We start from the raw sequence: 17,044 nt of genomic DNA on the forward strand, positions 1-17,044 counted from the left end.
AGGTGGCGCGGGTGGGTGGGCGGTGCGACGGGCACCGGACGGGAGGCTCGGGTCAGCTCCCCGGGGTCGGCTCGCCCTCGCCGGCGGCCTCCTTGGCACGCTTCAGGCGCGCCTTCGCCTCCCAGTACTCGATCTCGCGATCGAGGTCCGCCAGTTCCTGCTCGGTGGTGGTCACCCGCCGGTCGCCGTGCGCTGCCCGGGCGTGCCCGAGGGAGGCGTACTGGTCCTCGTGGCGGGTGGGCTCGATGTACCGGCCGTGGTTCCGGGCGCCCGGGGCCCAGTCGTGCCCGATGGCGAACCACACGATGCTGCCGACGACGGGGACCAGCACGACGAGGATCACCCACGCGATCTTCGGCAGCCCGCGGATCTGGTCGTCGGTCTTCGTCAGGATGTCGATCAGGGCGAACACCAGCAGGACGATCGTCAGCCCGGGCAACAGCACGCTCATGACCCGGATTCTATGGAACGCCTTGGAGCCAGCGCTACGCCCGCGTCAGAGGGACGCCACCCACTCGTCGGAGCCGTCCGTGAATCGCTGGTGCTTCCAGATCGGCACCCGATCCTTGACGAGGTCGATGAGCGCCCCGCACGCGGCGAACGCATGCCCGCGGTGCGCGGAGGACACGGCCGCGGCGAGCGCGACGTCCCCGATGCCGAGGGACCCGACCCGGTGCAGGACGGCGATCCGGACCTCGGGGTGCTCGTCGGCGATCGTGGCCGCGACCTCGGCGATGACGTCACAGGCGCTCGGGTGTCGTTCGTAGTGCAGCGCGGTGACGCCCTTGCCGTCGTCGTGGTCGCGCACGACGCCGGCGAAGGTCACCACGGCGCCGTCCTGATCGGTGGCGACGACGGCAGACACCTCGTCGACGGAGATCGGCCGGTCGACGACGTCCGCGAGGACGACACGATCCGTGCCGCCGGTCACGAGGCGCTCCGCGGTGTGTGTCCCTCGCCGTGCACCTGGGCCAGGACGTGCTCGAGCAACCCGTCGAGCACGACGAGCCCGTCAGCGACCCCGCCACGCGACCCGGGCAGCGTGACGACGAACGCTCCCCCGGTGGCGATGCCGGCGACCCCGCGGCTGAGGAGCGCCGTCGGCCCTGCCCCCGCCAGTCCTCTGCGGCGGATCTCCTCGATGACGCCGGGGAGCTCGAGGTCGAGCAGGGGCGCAACTGCCTCCGGGGTGCGGTCGGTCGGCGTGACCCCGGTGCCGCCGGTGGTGATGACGACGCGCGCATCGGCGAGGAGCTCACTCGTCACGGTCTCGGCGACGGGGCCGCCGTCCGCGACGATGACCGGCTCCGGCACGGTGAACTCGCGCTCGCGGAGCCAGCCGGCGATGACGGGCCCGGTGCGGTCGAGGGCGGGATCGGCGGCGGCCTGGGTCGAGACGACGACCACGACCGCGCGGCCCTTCGTCGGTTGCGAGGTCATCGTGCGCTCCAGTCCCCTGATCGTCCGCCGTGCTTCTCGAGCACCCGGACGTCCGTGATGGTTGCCGCCCGGTCGACGGCCTTCACCATGTCGTACACGGTCAGTGCGCCGACGCTCGCCCCGGTCAGGGCCTCCATCTCGACACCGGTCCGCGAGGTGGTGCGCACCGAGACCTCGACCACGACACGGTCGTCCGCCCCGGTGATGTCGACCTGGACGCCGGCGATGGGCAGCGGATGGCAGAGCGGGATCAGGTCGGAGGTCTTCTTCACGGCCATGATCGCCGCGATCCGGGCGGTGCCGATGACCTCGCCCTTGGGCAGCGACCCGTCCAGGATCCTGGTCACGACATCGGGTCGGGTGACGAGCGTCGCGGTCGCGGTGGCGGAGCGGTCGGTGACGTCCTTCGCGGAGACGTCGACCATGTGCGCGCTGCCGTCCGCCCGGACGTGGGAGAGGTCGGACGAGTCGGACGGGTCGGTCATCGGATGCTCCAGACGGTGAGGGGGTCGCCGGGTTCGACGGCCGAGGTGCCGACGGGCACGTGCACCAGGTGCGTTGCGTCGGCGTAGTGGGCGAGGAGGTGCGAACTCGGGCCGCCGACGAAGTGCGCGGTACCGTCGACCACGGTGCCGCGACGGACCTGGTGCTTGCCGTCCGGGGAAACGGCGGACGACGCCGCGGGGAGCACCTGTGTCGGACGCGCGTCCGGCATCCGTGCGGCACGGGCGAGGACGGGCCGCAGGAAGACCTCGAACGAGACGAGCGCCGACACCGGGTTGCCCGGGAACGAGACCACCGGGACCGGTCGCCCGGCGATCGTGACGGTGCCGAAGGCCTGCGGACCACCGGGCTGCATCGCGACCGGGGTCACGGCGAGGCCACGGGGCTCGAGCGCCTGCCGGACGACCTCGTACGCACCGGCGCTGATCCCGCCCGTCGTCAGGACGAGGTCGGCCCAGTCCCCCACGGCGTCGTCGAGCGCGGCGAAGAACCGGGCGTCGTCGTCGGGGACACGCACCACGCGGGATTCGACCCCGACCTCGGCGAGGGCGGCCCGCAGTGCGATGCCGTTCGCGTCGTTGATCGCGGCCCCGCCGTCGCCACCGAGTTCCGATCCCGTGGACACGACGAGCACCCGGGGACGTCTGACGAGTTCGACCTGGTCGACCCCGGCGGCGGCGAGCGCCCCGAGCACCGCCGGCGTGAGCGGGGCTCCGGCATCGACGACGACCGCACCCGCGGCGAGGTCGGAGCCGACGGTCCGGACGAAGGTACCGGCGGTGAGGTCGGCCGGGACCGCGACCTCGGTGAGCGCGAGTGCCGCGGGGAAGGACCCCGGCGGCGTGGCTTCGACCGGGAACACCGCATCGGCACCGTCCGGGATCCGCGCCCCGGTCATGATCGGGGCGGCTTCCCCGGCGAGCAGCGGCTCCGGGACGACCCCGGCGGCGATGGGTGACGCGACGCGGAGCGTCGTCCCCGCGTCTCCGGACCGCACCGCGAACCCGTCCATCTGGCTGTTGTCGAACGCCGGCAGCGGACCAGGCGAGACGACGGCCCGACCGAGCACGCGGTACCCGTGCCCCGCACCGGTGTCGACGGCGAGGTCGTCGACGAGCCGTGCCTCCAGCCCGGGCGACAGGACCGGCGCGACCAACGCTTCCACCTCGTCGCGGTGCTGACCGATCGTTCGCACAGGGGCCTCCGAATGACTTCGATGCGGGCCCGGACGGGCGCGTGTCAGTAGCGTAACGAGCGCGCACCGCGCGCCATGGACGATTCGGAGGACCTGTGGAGAACGACGTGACCGCGACCATCGGTGTGATCGGCGGCTCCGGCCTGTACGAGCTGTTCGCACCGGGAACCGCCGATGAGATCGACGTGGAGACGCCCTTCGGGCCGACCTCCTCCCCCGTCACCGTGGGGACGATGGCGGGCAAGCGCGTCGCGTTCCTCACCCGGCACGGCCGCGAGCACTCCGTGGCACCGCACCTGATCAACCACCGCGCGAACGTCTGGGCGCTCCGGTCCCTCGGCGTCCGCGCGATCGTGTCGTCGAGCGCCGTCGGCGGCTTGCACCCCGACTACGCCCCCGGGACGTTCGTGGTCACCGACCAGCTCATCGACCGGACCTGGGGCCGCGCCGACACGTTCTTCGAGGACCAGGTGCAGCACCTGTCGTTCGCCGATCCGTTCGACCCCGTGCTCCGTGGCGTCGCGATCGAAGCCCTCGCCGACCGCGACGTGCCGTTCCGCCCGACCGGCACGTGTGTCGTCATCCAGGGGCCGCGGTTCTCGACCCGCGCCGAGTCGGTGTGGATGCGCGAGGCCGGCGGCCACACGATCAACATGACGATGACGCCGGAGGTCCCCCTGGCCGCCGAGATCGGGATCGGCACGGTGAACCTGTCGTTCGTGACCGACGCCGACGCGGGCCTGGCGCCCAGCGAAGCCGACGCAGCAGCGAGCGCGGAGACCCCCGTCACCCACGCCCTCGTGATGGAGCGCCTCGCCCGCGCGAACGAGGTCATCGTCGGCGCGATCGGGAGCATCGTCGGTTCGATCCCCGACGACTTCACGCCGCGGGCACTCGTCCCGGCAGCGGCGAGCGCCACGATCATCGCGATGACGGCATGACCCGCCTGCTCGTCACCGGCGGCGCGGGCTTCATCGGTTCCGCGATCGTCCGCCGTGCCCTGGCCGACGGCTACGAGGTGCGGGTGCTCGACTCCCTCCGCGCCGACGTGCACGGGGACCCCGCCGACGTCATCGCCGACCACGAGCGCCGCGGCATCGCGTTCGTGCACGGCGACGTCCGCGAGCGGGTCGCCCTCGACGCCGCACTCGACGGCGTCGACGTCGTGTGCCACCAGGCGGCGAAGGTCGGCCTCGGGGTCGACTTCCAGGACGCCCCGGACTACGTCTCGAGCAACGACGCCGGCACCGCCCACGTGCTCGCCGGCATGGACCGGTCCGGCATCGGCCGGCTCGTCGTCGCGAGCTCGATGGTCGTCTACGGCGAGGGCGCGTACACGACCTCCGACGGCACGCCGATGCGTCCGCCTGCCCGCCGCCGCGAGGACCTCGACGCCGGCCGCTTCGACCCGATCGGACCGGACGGCGAGCCGCTCGTCCCCGGGCTCATCGACGAGTCGGCGGCACTCGACCCCCGCAACGTGTACGCGCAGACGAAGGTCGCGCAGGAACACCTCGCGTCGTCGTGGGCCCGCGCCACCGGCGGCCGCGCGGTCGCGCTCCGCTACCACAACGTCTACGGACCGGGCATGCCCGCGAACACCCCCTACGCCGGTGTCGCCTCGCTGTTCCGGAGTGCGATCGCCCGCGGCGAGGCGCCGCGCGTCTTCGAGGACGGCGCACAGCGACGGGACTTCGTGCACGTGGACGACGTCGCCGGCGCGAACCTGGCGTCGATCGGGGCGACCGACGCCATGGACCCGGACTCGTTCCGCGCGTACAACGTCGGGTCGGGCACCGTGCACACGATCGGCGACATGGCCGCGGCGATCGCGGGGACGGCCGGGCTCACGCCCGTCGTCACCGGCGAGTACCGGCTCGGTGACGTCCGGCACGTCACGGCGTCGTCCGCGCGGATCGCGGACGAGCTCGGCTGGCGCGCCGAGGTCGACTTCGAGCGCGGGATGCGCGGGTTCGCGGACGCACCGCTCCGCGCAGCCGTGCGCTGAGGCGCCGCCCCGGCCACACACCGGACGGGAGGCTCGTGGCGGCCCCGCCACGAGCCTCCCGTCCGCCGTTCCTGTGCGCGCACCGGACACGGGGTACGAAGGACCTGCACATCCCCAGCGACTCGCCGGTTGAGTGGTGCGCATGGCAACGTCCTCCAGTCGCAACGGCCGACCGCACCGAATGGTGGGCATGAAGGTCGACGTCATCCTCCCCTGTCTCGACGAGGCCGATGCCCTGCCGACGGTCATCGGTCGACTGCCGGACGGCTACCGCGCCATCGTGGTGGACAACGGCTCGACCGACGGCTCCGCGGACATCGCACGCGCGCTCGGGGCCCTCGTGGTCACCGAGTCCCGCCGCGGCTTCGGCAGCGCCTGCGCCGCCGGCGTCGAGGCCGCCACCGCCGAGTACGTCGCCTTCTGCGACGCCGACGCCTCGATGGACCCGGCAGAGCTCCCGCCGCTGGTCCGCCGCGTCGCGGAGGGCCGCACCGACCTGGCGCTCGGCCGCCGCGTCCCGACCACCCCCGGCGCCTGGGCCCCGCACGCACGCTTCGCGAACCGCGTCCTCGCCGTCCTCATGCACCGGGCGACCGGGTACCGCCTCCGCGACCTCGGCCCGATGCGCGTGATGCGCCGCGAAGACCTGGTCGCGCTCGACCTGCAGGACCGCCGGAGCGGCTACCCGCTCGAGATGGTCCTCGCCGCCCACGCCGCCGGCTGGCGTGTCGACGAGTCGGACATCGGCTACGCCCAGCGCGTCGGCGACAGCAAGGTCACCGGAACGCTCCGCGGCACGATCAACGCGGTGCGCGACATGACGCGCCTGCTGCGCGCGTACCGCCAGGAGGCCCGGACCCGCACCGTCGCGCCGGCTTCGCTCCGCCGCACGGCTGGCTCCACCGCCCGCAGCACCTCCGCCTCCGCCTCCAACGTCGAGGAGGTGCGCTCATGAGCGTCATCGCAACCTCCCCGATCACGGTCGTCGTGATCGCCAAGGAGTGCCTGCCCGGCCGGGTGAAGACCCGGTTGACGCCGGCCCTCTCCCCCGAGGCTGCCGCCCGGGTCGCGAGCGCGAGCCTCGACGACACGCTCCGCACCGTCGCCGGGCTGCCCGTCGAGCGCCGCGTGCTGTTCTTCGACGGCTCGGTCGTCCCGGACGCGGCTGCCGGCTTCGACGTCCTGCACCAGCCGGGCGGCGGACTCGACGAGCGTCTCGGCTTCCTGTTCGACACGATGACCGGCCCCACGCTGCTGGTCGGCATGGACACCCCGCAGGTCTCCGCCACCGACGTCGCACCCGTGCTCGACGCCCCCGACCGCGACGCCTGGTTCGGCCCGGCCGAGGACGGCGGCTTCTGGTCCCTGTACCTCCGCGAACCGACGGGCGACCTGCTGCGCGGGGTCCCGATGTCCCAGGACGACACGGGTGCCGTGCAGCTGGCACGCCTCACGGCCGCCGGGCTCGACGTCGGCATGCTCACCGAGCTGCTCGACGTGGACACGATCGACGATGCCGGTGTCGTGGCCGGACTCGCGCCGGACTCCGGGTTCGCCGCTGCCCTGCGCGCCGAGGACGGCGCACTCACCGCCGGAGGCACCCGATGAGCGACATCACCCAGACCGCCGTCACCTTCGGCACCGGCGGCGACGAACCCTACGCACGGGCGCTCCGGAGCGACGGTCGCCTCCGTCTCACCGACCCCGACCGGCCCGGCGTCGGCATCACGATGGACGTCGGACGGTGGAGTGCTGCCGCCGACCGGGTCGACCGCTCCCTGCTGGACGACGTCGACGGCCCCGTGATCGACATCGGCTGCGGCCCCGGGCGCATGCTCGTCGCGGCGCGCACGCTCGGCATCCCCGCACTCGGGGTCGACGTCTCCGCCGAAGCCGTCGCGATCGCGAAGCGCTCCGGCGGCCGGGCGATCCAGGGCTCCGTGTTCGATCCCGTCCCCGACGAGGGACGCTGGGACACCGCGCTCGTCCTCGACGGCAACATCGGCATCGGGGGCGACCCCGCCGCCCTCCTCGCGCGTTGTCGCGACATCGTCCGCACCGGTGGTCGCGTCGTCGTCGAGACGCACACGGACCCGACCGTCGACCGCACCTACCGGGCCCGCGTGGTGGACACCGACGGGCACGAGAGCGCCGAGTTCCCCTGGGCCGAGGTCGGCCTCGACGCCCTGCACCGACACGCCGCCGACGCCGGGCTCGTCGCCCGACAGAGCTGGACGGTCGCCGGTCGGAGCTTCTGCGAGCTCGTCGCCTGAGGCCGACTCTTCTTTTGCATTCTGCAAGAAAAGGGCGTAGTGTCATCCTCGTAAGCCGACGGCGTCAGGTTCGTCGGAAGCGGCGTTCCCGATGCTGCCAACCACACATCGAGGAGACCACCATGACGAACAGCACCTTCCCGTTCGGCGGCACCTTCGTGTCCGGACTCGGCGAGCGCGACGAGCTCGGCACCTACACGGGCACGACCGCCCGCACCCACCAGACGGTGGGCACCTACACGGGCGTGCCGACCGGCAGCCGACTCGGGCGCTTCGTGGACACGCAGTCCGCACGCCCCGGCACGTCGACGTCCTCGAACCGCACCGTCACCGGCTCGTTCCGCACCGCGACGGGCTCGTTCCGGACGGCATGACCGCGCACGGCGCACACTGCCCGCGGGCGGTCGCCCCCCCCCGGGGTCCCCCCCCTTCCCCCGGGGCCGGGGGGGCCGCCCCCCCCGGGGGTGGGGGGGGGGGGGGGGGGGGCGGCCCCCCCCCGCCCCCCCCGTCCGCCCGTCCAGCGCGCACCGCGCGCCACACCTGAGCGCGCCGCTCGCGGCGATGCCAGGATGGGGGCATGAACGACCGCGCCGGTACCCCAGCGACCGCAGACGACCTCGTCGACCTCGACGCCCTCATCGCCGCGTACTACGAGCGCGTCCCGGACGTCTCGATCGCCGAGCAGAAGGTGGTGTTCGGCACCTCGGGGCACCGCGGCTCCTCACTCGACACCGCGTTCAACGACACCCACATCGCCGCCATCACGCAGGCGATCGTCGAGTACCGGCAGTCGCAGGGCACCGACGGCCCGCTGTTCATCGGCCGCGACACCCACGCGCTCTCCGGCCCGGCCGAGCGCACCGCGCTCGAGGTCCTCGCCGCGAACGACGTGCACGTCCTCGCGGACAGCGAGAACGGCTACGTGCCGACGCCGGCGCTCAGCCACGCGATCATCCGCTACAATCGCGCGGGCAACCCGGACACCGCTGACGGCATCGTCATCACGCCGAGCCACAACCCGCCCCGCGACGGCGGCTTCAAGTACAACCCCCCGCACGGCGGCCCCGCGGACAGCGACGCCACGTCGTGGATCGCGAACCGGGCGAACGCGATCATCGAGGGCGGCAACGCCGAGGTCAAGCGCACCGAGCACGCCACGCCCGACCGCTACGACTTCCTGCACACCTACGTCGCCGACCTCGAGAACATCATCGACATCCCGGCGATCAAGCGTGCCGGCGTGAAGATCGGCGCCGACCCGCTCGGTGGGGCGTCCCTGCCGTACTGGAACGCGATCCGCGACCACTACGGCCTCGACCTCACCGTCGTGAACCCGGACGTCGACCCGACCTGGTCGTTCATGACGCTCGACTGGGACGGCAAGATCCGGATGGACCCGTCGAGCCCCTCCGCGATGGCATCGGTCCTCGCACACAAGGACGAGTTCGACGTGCTGACCGGCAACGACGCGGACTCCGACCGGCACGGCATCGTCACGCCGGACGGCGGCCTGATGAACCCGAACCACTACCTCGCCGTCGCGATCGAGTACCTCTACGCGCACCGTCCGGCCTGGCGCGAGGACGCGGCGATCGGCAAGACCCTGGTCTCCTCGAGCATCATCGACCGCGTCGCGGAGTCCCTCGGCCGCCGCCTGTGGGAGGTCCCGGTCGGGTTCAAGTGGTTCGTCCCCGGCCTGATCGACGGCTCGGTGGCCTTCGGTGGCGAGGAGTCGGCCGGCGCGTCGTTCCTCCGCACGGACGGCACCGCCTGGACGACCGACAAGGACGGCATCATCCTGGCGCTCCTGGCGTCGGAGATCGTCGCCGTCACGGGCAAGACCCCTTCGCAGCTCTACACGGAGCTGACCGACCGGTTCGGCGCACCGGTCTACCAGCGCGTCGACGCGGCGGCCAGCAAGGAGCAGAAGGCACGCCTGTCGAAGCTCGACGGCGACGCCATCACCGCCGAGACCCTGGCGGGCGACCCGATCACCGCGAAGCTCTCGAAGGCGCCAGGGAACGACGCAGCGGTGGGCGGCGTCAAGGTCGTCACGGACAAGGCGTGGTTCGCCGCGCGTCCGTCCGGTACCGAGGACGTCTACAAGATCTACGCCGAGAGCTTCGTCTCGCAGGAGCACCTGGAGCAGGTGCAGCGCGAGGCGAAGGAGATCGTCGACGCCGCTCTGGGCGCGTAGCCCGAGCGCTCGAGACACCGTCCCACGCTCGAGACGCCGCCGAGTTCGGCGGCGTCTCGGCCGTTTGGCGGCGTCTCAGTGTTCAGACGGCAGCACGCGCTGGTAGCGCAGCCAGTTCTCGCAGAGGTGGGTCCACTGGGAGGTGTGCGGTTCGCGGACGGCGGTGCCGAGCCCGTGCCGCCCGTGCGGGAACACGTGCACCTCGACGTCCACCTCGTGGCGGACCAACGCGTCCGCGTAGGCCAGGGCGTTCGACGCACGGACGATCCGGTCGTCCGCCGTCGTCCAGACGAACGTCGGCGGCGTGCGCTCGTCGACCCGCGTCTCCATCGAGAGCTCACGGCGCGTCCGCCACGACGGGTCCTCGCCGAGGAGGCCGACCATCGGACGCGTCCTCGTCGGGTGCTCCATCGAGATCACCGGGTAGTTCAGGACGCAGAACGCCGGCCGGTCGGCATCCGGGTCGTCGATGCCGTTCGCGAGCGAGGCCGCCAGGTGCCCGCCGGCGCTCGACCCGACGACGCCGATGCGGTCCGTGTCGATGTCGAGCCCGGTGTCCGCGCCGGCCCGTCCCGACCGGAGCCACGTGAACACCGCGCGGGTCGCGTCGATCGGCGCCGGGTGCAACGGGCCGACCGTCTCCGGCGTGCGGAGCGGGTAGCGGAACAGGAAGGCGTGCAGGCCGATGCCGGCGTACCAGTCGGCCATCGGCTCCGAACTCGCCCGTCCGTGTTCCTCGTAGCCGCCACCCGGGAGGACGATCACGGCCGGACGAGAACCGCCGACGGAGGTCGGGCGTACCGTGATGCCGTCAGGCGTGCTCATGGGGGCGACCTTACTGTTCGTCCCGCGGAACGCTGCCGATCCACACAGGAAGCCGCACCTGCGTGACCGTACGGCTTGCGGTAGTTGTAACTTTGCAGACAGCGCAAAATTCTTGTCACCAGCGCTTCGGTACCCGGGAGACCCTGCACATGACCCAGACGGCGACCGCTCCAGCGGGACCCACCACGGCATCCAACGTCGTGATGAACCACCGGCAGATCCTGCTGGTGATCTACGGCCTGATGGCCGGTATGTTCCTCGGCGCCCTCGACCAGACGATTGTCGGCACCGCCATCCGCACCATCGGCGACGACCTGCACGGGCTCGACCAGCAGGCCTGGGTCACGACGGGGTACCTGATCGCCTCGACGATCACGACACCGATCTACGGCAAGCTCTCCGACATCTTCGGCCGGCGTCCGCTGTTCCTCACCGCGATCGGCATCTTCATCGTCGGGTCCTTCGCCGCGTCGTTCTCGACCTCGATGCTCATGCTCGCCGGGTTCCGCGCGCTGCAGGGCCTCGGCGCCGGTGGTCTGATGTCGCTGCCGCTCGCGATCATGGGCGACATGCTCGCCCCCCGCGAGCGCGCGAAGTACCAGGGCTACTTCCTGGCGGTGTTCGGCATCTCGAGCGTCATCGGGCCGCTCGTCGGTGGCCTCTTCGCCGGCGCGAGCGAGATCGTGTTCATCTCCGGCTGGCGTTGGGTGTTCCTGATCAACGTGCCGATCGGCATCATCGCGCTGATCATGGTGCTGACGTTCCTGCACCTGCCGAAGGTCGGCGAGCGGAAGGCCAAGCCGCGCATCGACTGGTGGGGTGCCGCGCTCGTCATCGTGACGCTCGTGCCGCTGCTGCTCGTCGCCGAGCAGGGCCGTACCTGGGGCTGGAGCTCGGCCGGTTCGATCGCCTGCTACGTGACCGGCGCCGTCGGGCTCATCGCGTTCATCCTGGTCGAGCGCGCCATGAAGGACGACGCGATCCTGCCGCTGAAGCTGTTCGGCTCGCGGGTGTTCTCGATGTCCGCAGTCCTGTCCGTACTCGTCGGCTTCGGCATGTTCGGCGCGATGCTGACGATCCCGCTGTACCTGCAGATCGTGAAGGGCGTCACCCCGACGGAGTCCGGCTTCGCGATGCTGCCGATGGTCCTCGGCCTGATGATCGCGTCGATCGCCTCGGGCCAGATCATCTCCAGGACCGGCAACTACCAGGTCTTCCCGATCACCGGGACGGCGTTCACCGCGATCGGGTTCACCGTCCTGACGTTCCTCACCGCGGACCGCCCGCTGTGGTTCCTGATGCTCGGCATGTTCGGCATCGGCCTCGGGCTCGGGCAGCTCATGCAGACGCTGACCCTGGCCGCGCAGAACTCGGTGTCCCCGCGGGACATCGGTGTCGCCACCAGCGCCGCGACCTTCTTCCGCCAGATCGGCGGCACGATGGGCACAGCGGTACTCCTCTCCGTGCTGTTCACGCTGATGCCGACGAACATCACGACGGCGATGCAGAACCAGTCCGACCTGACGAGCGCCCTGAACGCCGCCCTCACCCCGTCCGTCGCGAACACGAAGGACAACAAGGGCGTGATGGACCAGATCTGGACGCCGATCACCGACCCCGTGAAGCAGAACGTGCAGGACGGCCTGAACAAGGGCGCCGTACAGGCGAAGGAAGCCGCCGACGCCGCTGTCACGAAGCAGGTCACCGCGGGCGTCCAGCAGCAGGTCGCCGCCGGTGCGATCCCCGCCGCACAGGCACAGTCGGTCATCGACGAGCAGGTCGCGGCCGCGAAGCCCGATGCCGAACAGCAGGCGCTCGAGACGGCCGCGTCGAAGGCCCAGGCCGACGTCGTCGACGGGACGCTGCAGGTGGACTACTCGAACGCGTCGCAGCGGAAGAACGTCGTCGACGAGGTCGCCCCGACGCTCATCAAGCAGCTCGAGAACGGCAACTCGAAGGCGGATTCCTCGTCGAGCTCGGCGACGAGCGACACCTCGTTCCTCAACGGTGCCGACAAGCGACTCACCCGGCCGTTCCTCGTCGGGTTCAGCAGCTCGGCCGTCACGGTGTACTACGTCGGTCTCGGCGTGATCCTCATCGCGTTCGTCCTCACGTGGTTCTTCCGGGTGCCGCCGCTCCGGAAGACGTCGGCGCTGCAGGAGCAGGCAGACACCGCCCGTGCCGCAGCAGCGGGCAACGACCCCGACCGCCTGACCGTCGACGCACAGGGCGCGGCGACGAACACCGGCTCGCTCGTGTCACCGGACACCGGGCCGATGGGGATCGTGCCCACGTCGCCCGACGTCCCCGCGCAGCCGCGCTCGGCCCGGTCCACCGGGAGGTCCGACGTGTCGGTGCTGCCGGACGACGTCTCGACTGACGACACCCGCGCCCCGCTGCCGGATGCGCCGACGCACGGTGCGCACTCGGCCGCTGCGCCGGTGGACGAGCCCGCCACGGCCACGGGCGCCATCCGTACCCGCCGTGCCGCGCACGCTGCACCGGTGGAGGCCGACGCCCCGACGGACGGGACGGACGCGCTCGAGGCGAGCCGAGCCTCCCGTCCGGCCGACGGCGACCACGCGCACGGCCGCCACTCGGCCGAGTAGCCGCGCCGTCGGGCGGCGCCCCGCCCGCGTGCCGACCCGGCGCGCCGCCCGCACCCGCACGCCCGGAACCTCACACGGCGGGGTCGGCCGCGATCGTCGCCGGGGGCAGCACCTCGAAGGTCGCGCCCGGCAGGCGCTTCCGCATCACCTCGAACGCCGTCGGGCTGTCGTCGACGAGCACGTAGCGGCGACCGAGCGCGCCGGCGACCGCGCCCGTCGTGCCACTGCCGGCGAAGAAGTCGAGGACCCAGTCCCCCTCCCGCGACGACGCCTGCACGATCCGCCGGAGGATCCCCTCGGGCTTCTGCGTCGGGTACCCGGTCTTCTCGCGGCCGGTGGGCGACACGATCGTGTGCCACCAGACGTCCGTCGGGAGCTTGCCGCGCTCCCGCTTCTCCGGTGTGACGAGCCCCGGCGCCATGTAGGGCTCGCGGTCGACCGCCGTCGAGTCGAAGTGGTACCGGGCGGGATCCTTCACGTACACCAGGATCGTGTCGTGCTTCGTGGGCCAGCGGGAGCGGGACTTCGCGCCGTAGTCGTACGCCCAGATGATCTCGTTGAGGAAGGCGTCGCGGCCGAACAGTGCGTCGAGGAGGACCTTCGCGTAGTGCGATTCGCGGTAGTCGAGGTGCAGGTACAGGGTGCCGTCCTGCGCGAGGACCCGCCACGCCTCGAGCAAGCGGGGCTCGAGGAAGGACCAGTAGTCCTCGAACCGGTCGTCGAAGCGCATCAGGTCGCCGCGGACCCGTTCGTAGTTCCGACCGTGGAAGCCCATCACGGGGCCGTCGGCCGAGGGCACCGCGGAGCTGGCGTGCCGGCGCTGGTAGCGACCGGTGTTGAACGGCGGGTCGAGGTAGACGACCGTGAACGCGCCGTCGGACAGGGTGGCGAGGGCGTCGAGGTTGTCGCCGAGGACGACCCGGTCCGGTGCCTCGTCTCCCCTGTTCACCCGATCATTGTCGCGCACAGGGGCTCAGCCGTCGCACGTCACCGACGACACCTCGGCGTCGGCCGGCTGCCGACCGTGGTCGTACGGCACGAAGACCTCGTTGTGGGTCGTGCTCGTCCCGTCCGCGACCGGCTGCACGACCACGTAGTCCCGCGAGTGCTGGTCGGCGACGTCGTCGAACACGTGCACCTCGATCGTCGCGGCGTCGCACGCGGACTCGGCGTCGAAGATGAACCCGTCGCACCCCCAGTCGTCACAGGCGGCCGGGAAGTCCGAATCGGGCAGGTCCACCCCGGCGTCGTAGGTGCCGATCGGGTACGGCGCGGACCCCGCGCTGACGCAGGTCGGGTGGTCGATCCCGGCGATGGTCTCCCCACCGCGGAGGACGAGGGACAGCGGCACGCCCGGTGACAGCGCGACGAACCGCTCCTCGGTCCGGGTCGCCGGCGCGTTCGCATCCGGGCCGAACCCGACCGTCACCTTCGCCTCGCACGCATCCGCTGCGGTGAGCGACCAGGCCCAGCAGTGCGCCGGGTCCGTCCGGCCCGCCATCGCGACCGCGCAGTCGGCCTGTAGCGCCGTCCCCTCCTCGAGGACGGCGTCGACCGCCACCGTCGAGGGCGCAGGCGCCGGTGTCGGGTCGGTGTCCGGGGCCGGGTCGGTGTCCGGATCCGGCGACGCCGATGCGGCTGGTGGCGCCGGGACGTCGTCCTGCAGCCCGAGGGCGAGCGTCTGGCCGACCCCGCCGACCGTCTCCTGCACGAGCGGGGTGACGGCCACAGCGGCACCCGCGATGGTCACGACCGCCGTGGCCGATGCCGTCACGGCGACCGCGATCCGGTTCCGACGTCGCACGGGCGAGTGGCGCTCGTCCCCGGGCGCCTCGACGAAGGGGACGGCTCCCGGGATGCCCCAAGCGTCCTCGGGGTCGATCGGGTCCGCCGCACGACGCTCGCGGGCCTCGGCGAGGACACGGTCGGCCGCGGCGGCGCGCCGGACGCTGCCCGTGATCGCGAGGGCGGCTCCGCCGACGACCGGCACCAGACCGAGCCCGGCGAGCCCACGGAGGTCCCCGCCGAGGACGGTCACGGCGACGACGACGGCGATGCCCACCAGGACGAGGGCGAGCCCGACCACGGTCCGTCGGTCGCGCCAGAACGCGCGCCGGTCCGCCGCCCAGAAGCGCCAGCCCTGCGGGGCAGCCGGGAGGCTCGGGGCCGGGACCCAGCCGTGTGCCGGCTCCGCCAGGTGGTGGCCTGCGACCCATCCGGCCGACGGTGTCGGCCAACCCGGTGGGGTGCGGAATCGGACAGGCTCGACGTCGACGGGGTGCTGCTCGGTCACGCGCCGAGGGTAGCGGTCGTCACGGCAGGCGCACAGGCCCCTCTTCGGGTTCGCGGTGCGAGGCGTCCACTGGTCAGGTGTGTGCCGCTGCCCCCGGCTGGGCGTCGGCATCGGGGGTGTCCGACGACGCGCAGGTGATCTGCGTGATCGTCGCGTCGCCGGCGAAGGACTCCACCCCGCCCGCGAAGACGGTCACGGGGACGCCGTGCTGCAACGCCGCACGGATCACCAGGTCGTGGGGGTTCGGCACGTCGCGCCACGCGTCCGTGACCAGGAACTGGACCGAGGCGTCGGCGCAGTCCTCGCCCGGACGGAGCGTCCAGCCGATGCACCCGGTGAGGTCGCAGCCGTCGGGCTGCTCCTCGTAGGCGAAGTCGTCGGCCGGCGTCTGGTCGACGTCCACACGGTGCGGGACGTCCCCGAGGCACGAGGCGGTGTCGATGCCGCTGAAGTCCTCGTCCCCGAGCTCAGCGATGTACAGGGGTCGGCCCGCGGAGACGTGCACGGCACGGGTCACGGTCCTGGTGTCGTCCCCGAGTGCGGTGTCCGCGAAACCGATCGTCACGGAGAGGTCGCAGTCGGTCAGCGCGTCGACCTCCCAGCTCCAACAGTTCGAATGACCGGGTGTCGCCGCGCAGGTGGCGTCCCACGCGTCGTCGCTGACCTGGGTGATGTCGATCTGCCCGTCGTCCGAGGTGTAGGGGGCCGCGAGCTCCTCGTCCTCGGGGAGGTCGCCACGAACGCTCCCGACGGCGCCGGTCAGCGACTGCCCGGCGTCCGCCACGACCGGGGCGACGCCGGCCGATGCGCCGACCACGAGTGCGGCCGCGGCGATCGCTGCCGTGATGCCGGTGGCCACGCGGGCCGACCTCCCGAAGCCGGCACGTGCCGCCGGAGCCGTGACGGACGCCGATCCCCACACGTCGGCCGTCGCGGCGATCGATCGCGCCGTGTCCGCCGCGAGGTCCCACCACCGCACGCAGGACACGACGTACAGCGCTCCCCCGGCCGCGATCGGGGCGACGGCGAGCACCGCCGGCACGTCGACGGCCGTCAGGACGACGACGGCGACGATCCCGAGGAGGAGCGAGACGAGTCCCGCCGCGCCGAGCACCTCGATCCGCCGCCGCCGCGCGGGCATCGCCGCCCGGAACGCACGACGGTCTGCACGCCAGAAGCGCCAACCGGAGGGCACCGGCGGGATCCCGGGGCCCGGGGAGAATCCCGGCCCGGGTTCGGCGAGCTGGTGCTCCGCGACCCACTCGGCCGACGGCGTCGGCCATCCGGGAGGCGTCCGGAAGTGGAACGGCGGGCGGTACTCGGTCACCTGCTGACGCTAGCGAGGCACACAGCGGGCGCACAGGCCCCTCTTCGGGGCCGCGGCGTAGCGTCGTCGACATGGCACTGGATGTTCGCAACGACACCGATCAGCAGCAGTACTCCCTGGTGGAGGACGACACCGTGATCGGGTTCGCCGCCTACGAGATCGCCGACGACGAGATCCGCTTCGTGCACACCGAGGTCGACCCCGCACACCGCGGCGGGGGCCACGCCTCGGTCCTCGTGCAGCACGCGCTCGACGACGTCCGCTCGGGCTCCTCGCGCCGTGTCGTGCCGCAGTGCAGCTACGTCGCAGCGTGGATCGAGCGGCACCCGGACTACCAGGAGCTCACCACCCGCTGACGTCGTCCGTCAAGGTC

At 72.2% G+C, this 17,044-nt stretch carries 18 protein-coding genes; 9 read left to right on the forward strand and 9 right to left on the reverse strand.

All coding sequences use genetic code 11. The features are described 5' to 3' along the window. Nucleotides 1–52: 52 nt before the first annotated feature. The 5 genes from ACO0E1_RS04795 to ACO0E1_RS04815 are packed head-to-tail and all read right to left on the reverse strand — an operon-like array spanning nt 53 to nt 3,139. Nucleotides 53–451 (reverse strand): PLDc N-terminal domain-containing protein, encoded by a 399-nt coding sequence (locus tag ACO0E1_RS04795; RefSeq protein ID WP_420366497.1) that lies wholly within the window; start codon nt 449–451, stop codon nt 53–55. Nucleotides 452–496: 45 nt separating this feature from the next. Then, the gene (locus tag ACO0E1_RS04800; protein WP_422873145.1) at nt 497–931 is read right to left on the reverse strand and encodes a molybdenum cofactor biosynthesis protein MoaE; all 435 of its coding nucleotides are present in this window, start codon (nt 929–931) and stop codon (nt 497–499) included. Beyond that, a complete protein-coding gene (locus ACO0E1_RS04805; RefSeq protein WP_422873146.1) occupies nt 928–1,440 on the reverse strand; it encodes a MogA/MoaB family molybdenum cofactor biosynthesis protein in 513 nt (170 codons plus the stop codon). The genes ACO0E1_RS04800 and ACO0E1_RS04805 overlap by 4 nt, the downstream gene beginning before the upstream one ends. Further along, the gene (moaC, locus tag ACO0E1_RS04810; protein ID WP_413602781.1) at nt 1,437–1,925 is read right to left on the reverse strand and encodes a cyclic pyranopterin monophosphate synthase MoaC; all 489 of its coding nucleotides are present in this window, start codon (nt 1,923–1,925) and stop codon (nt 1,437–1,439) included. The genes ACO0E1_RS04805 and moaC overlap by 4 nt, the downstream gene beginning before the upstream one ends. Next, on the reverse strand, nt 1,922–3,139 hold the full coding sequence (locus tag ACO0E1_RS04815) for a molybdopterin molybdotransferase MoeA (RefSeq protein ID WP_422873147.1): 1,218 nt from the start codon (nt 3,137–3,139) through the stop codon (nt 1,922–1,924). The genes moaC and ACO0E1_RS04815 overlap by 4 nt, the downstream gene beginning before the upstream one ends. A 107-nt stretch (nt 3,140–3,246) precedes the next feature. On the opposite strand from ACO0E1_RS04815, the gene ACO0E1_RS04820 reads away from it, so the two are divergent. The 7 genes from ACO0E1_RS04820 to pgm all read left to right on the forward strand — a co-directional run bounded on the left by ACO0E1_RS04820 (nt 3,247) and on the right by pgm (nt 9,617). Then, complete coding sequence (locus ACO0E1_RS04820; protein WP_422873148.1) at nt 3,247–4,080, forward strand: MTAP family purine nucleoside phosphorylase; 834 nt, start codon at nt 3,247–3,249, stop codon at nt 4,078–4,080. Next, nucleotides 4,077–5,147 (forward strand): NAD-dependent epimerase/dehydratase family protein, encoded by a 1,071-nt coding sequence (locus tag ACO0E1_RS04825; protein WP_422873149.1) that lies wholly within the window; start codon nt 4,077–4,079, stop codon nt 5,145–5,147. The genes ACO0E1_RS04820 and ACO0E1_RS04825 overlap by 4 nt, the downstream gene beginning before the upstream one ends. A 190-nt stretch (nt 5,148–5,337) precedes the next feature. Beyond that, a complete protein-coding gene (locus ACO0E1_RS04830) occupies nt 5,338–6,102 on the forward strand; it encodes a glycosyltransferase family 2 protein (RefSeq protein ID WP_422873150.1) in 765 nt (254 codons plus the stop codon). Further along, complete coding sequence (locus ACO0E1_RS04835; protein WP_422873151.1) at nt 6,099–6,755, forward strand: TIGR04282 family arsenosugar biosynthesis glycosyltransferase; 657 nt, start codon at nt 6,099–6,101, stop codon at nt 6,753–6,755. The genes ACO0E1_RS04830 and ACO0E1_RS04835 overlap by 4 nt, the downstream gene beginning before the upstream one ends. Further along, nucleotides 6,752–7,420 carry a class I SAM-dependent DNA methyltransferase gene (locus ACO0E1_RS04840; RefSeq protein WP_422873152.1) on the forward strand — a complete coding sequence of 223 codons (669 nt, stop codon included), beginning with the start codon at nt 6,752–6,754 and terminating at the stop codon, nt 7,418–7,420. Before ACO0E1_RS04835 ends, ACO0E1_RS04840 begins: the two co-directional genes overlap by 4 nt. Nucleotides 7,421–7,542: 122 nt before the next feature. Continuing rightward, nucleotides 7,543–7,794 (forward strand): hypothetical protein, encoded by a 252-nt coding sequence (locus tag ACO0E1_RS04845; protein WP_422873153.1) that lies wholly within the window; start codon nt 7,543–7,545, stop codon nt 7,792–7,794. Nucleotides 7,795–7,997: 203 nt separating this feature from the next. Continuing rightward, nucleotides 7,998–9,617: a phosphoglucomutase (alpha-D-glucose-1,6-bisphosphate-dependent) gene (gene pgm, locus ACO0E1_RS04850; protein ID WP_422873154.1), complete on the forward strand. Its 1,620-nt coding sequence runs from the start codon at nt 7,998–8,000 to the stop codon at nt 9,615–9,617. 75 nt (nt 9,618–9,692) lie between these two features. Here pgm and ACO0E1_RS04855 read toward each other — a convergent pair whose 3' ends face one another. After that, nucleotides 9,693–10,442: an alpha/beta hydrolase gene (locus ACO0E1_RS04855; RefSeq protein WP_422873155.1), complete on the reverse strand. Its 750-nt coding sequence runs from the start codon at nt 10,440–10,442 to the stop codon at nt 9,693–9,695. Nucleotides 10,443–10,591: 149 nt separating this feature from the next. Between ACO0E1_RS04855 and ACO0E1_RS04860 the strand changes: the two genes are divergently transcribed. Continuing rightward, nucleotides 10,592–13,051 (forward strand): MDR family MFS transporter, encoded by a 2,460-nt coding sequence (locus tag ACO0E1_RS04860; RefSeq protein WP_422873156.1) that lies wholly within the window; start codon nt 10,592–10,594, stop codon nt 13,049–13,051. Between the two features lie 70 nt (nt 13,052–13,121). On the opposite strand, the gene ACO0E1_RS04865 is transcribed toward ACO0E1_RS04860, so the two are convergent. The 3 genes from ACO0E1_RS04865 to ACO0E1_RS04875 form a co-directional block, all read right to left on the reverse strand. Beyond that, on the reverse strand, nt 13,122–14,000 hold the full coding sequence (locus tag ACO0E1_RS04865) for a DNA-methyltransferase (protein WP_422873157.1): 879 nt from the start codon (nt 13,998–14,000) through the stop codon (nt 13,122–13,124). A gap of 24 nt (nt 14,001–14,024) precedes the next feature. Further along, nucleotides 14,025–15,344 carry a hypothetical protein gene (locus ACO0E1_RS04870; protein ID WP_422873158.1) on the reverse strand — a complete coding sequence of 440 codons (1,320 nt, stop codon included), beginning with the start codon at nt 15,342–15,344 and terminating at the stop codon, nt 14,025–14,027. Nucleotides 15,345–15,417: 73 nt separating this feature from the next. Further along, complete coding sequence (locus tag ACO0E1_RS04875) at nt 15,418–16,671, reverse strand: hypothetical protein (protein WP_422873159.1); 1,254 nt, start codon at nt 16,669–16,671, stop codon at nt 15,418–15,420. A 71-nt stretch (nt 16,672–16,742) separates the two neighbouring features. On the opposite strand from ACO0E1_RS04875, the gene ACO0E1_RS04880 reads away from it, so the two are divergent. Beyond that, on the forward strand, nt 16,743–17,027 hold the full coding sequence (locus tag ACO0E1_RS04880) for a GNAT family N-acetyltransferase (protein WP_281266961.1): 285 nt from the start codon (nt 16,743–16,745) through the stop codon (nt 17,025–17,027). Nucleotides 17,028–17,044: the final 17 nt, after the last annotated feature.

Source organism: Curtobacterium guangdongense, assembly GCF_049341845.1.
In the GTDB taxonomy this organism is placed as follows: domain Bacteria; phylum Actinomycetota; class Actinomycetes; order Actinomycetales; family Microbacteriaceae; genus Curtobacterium; species Curtobacterium guangdongense.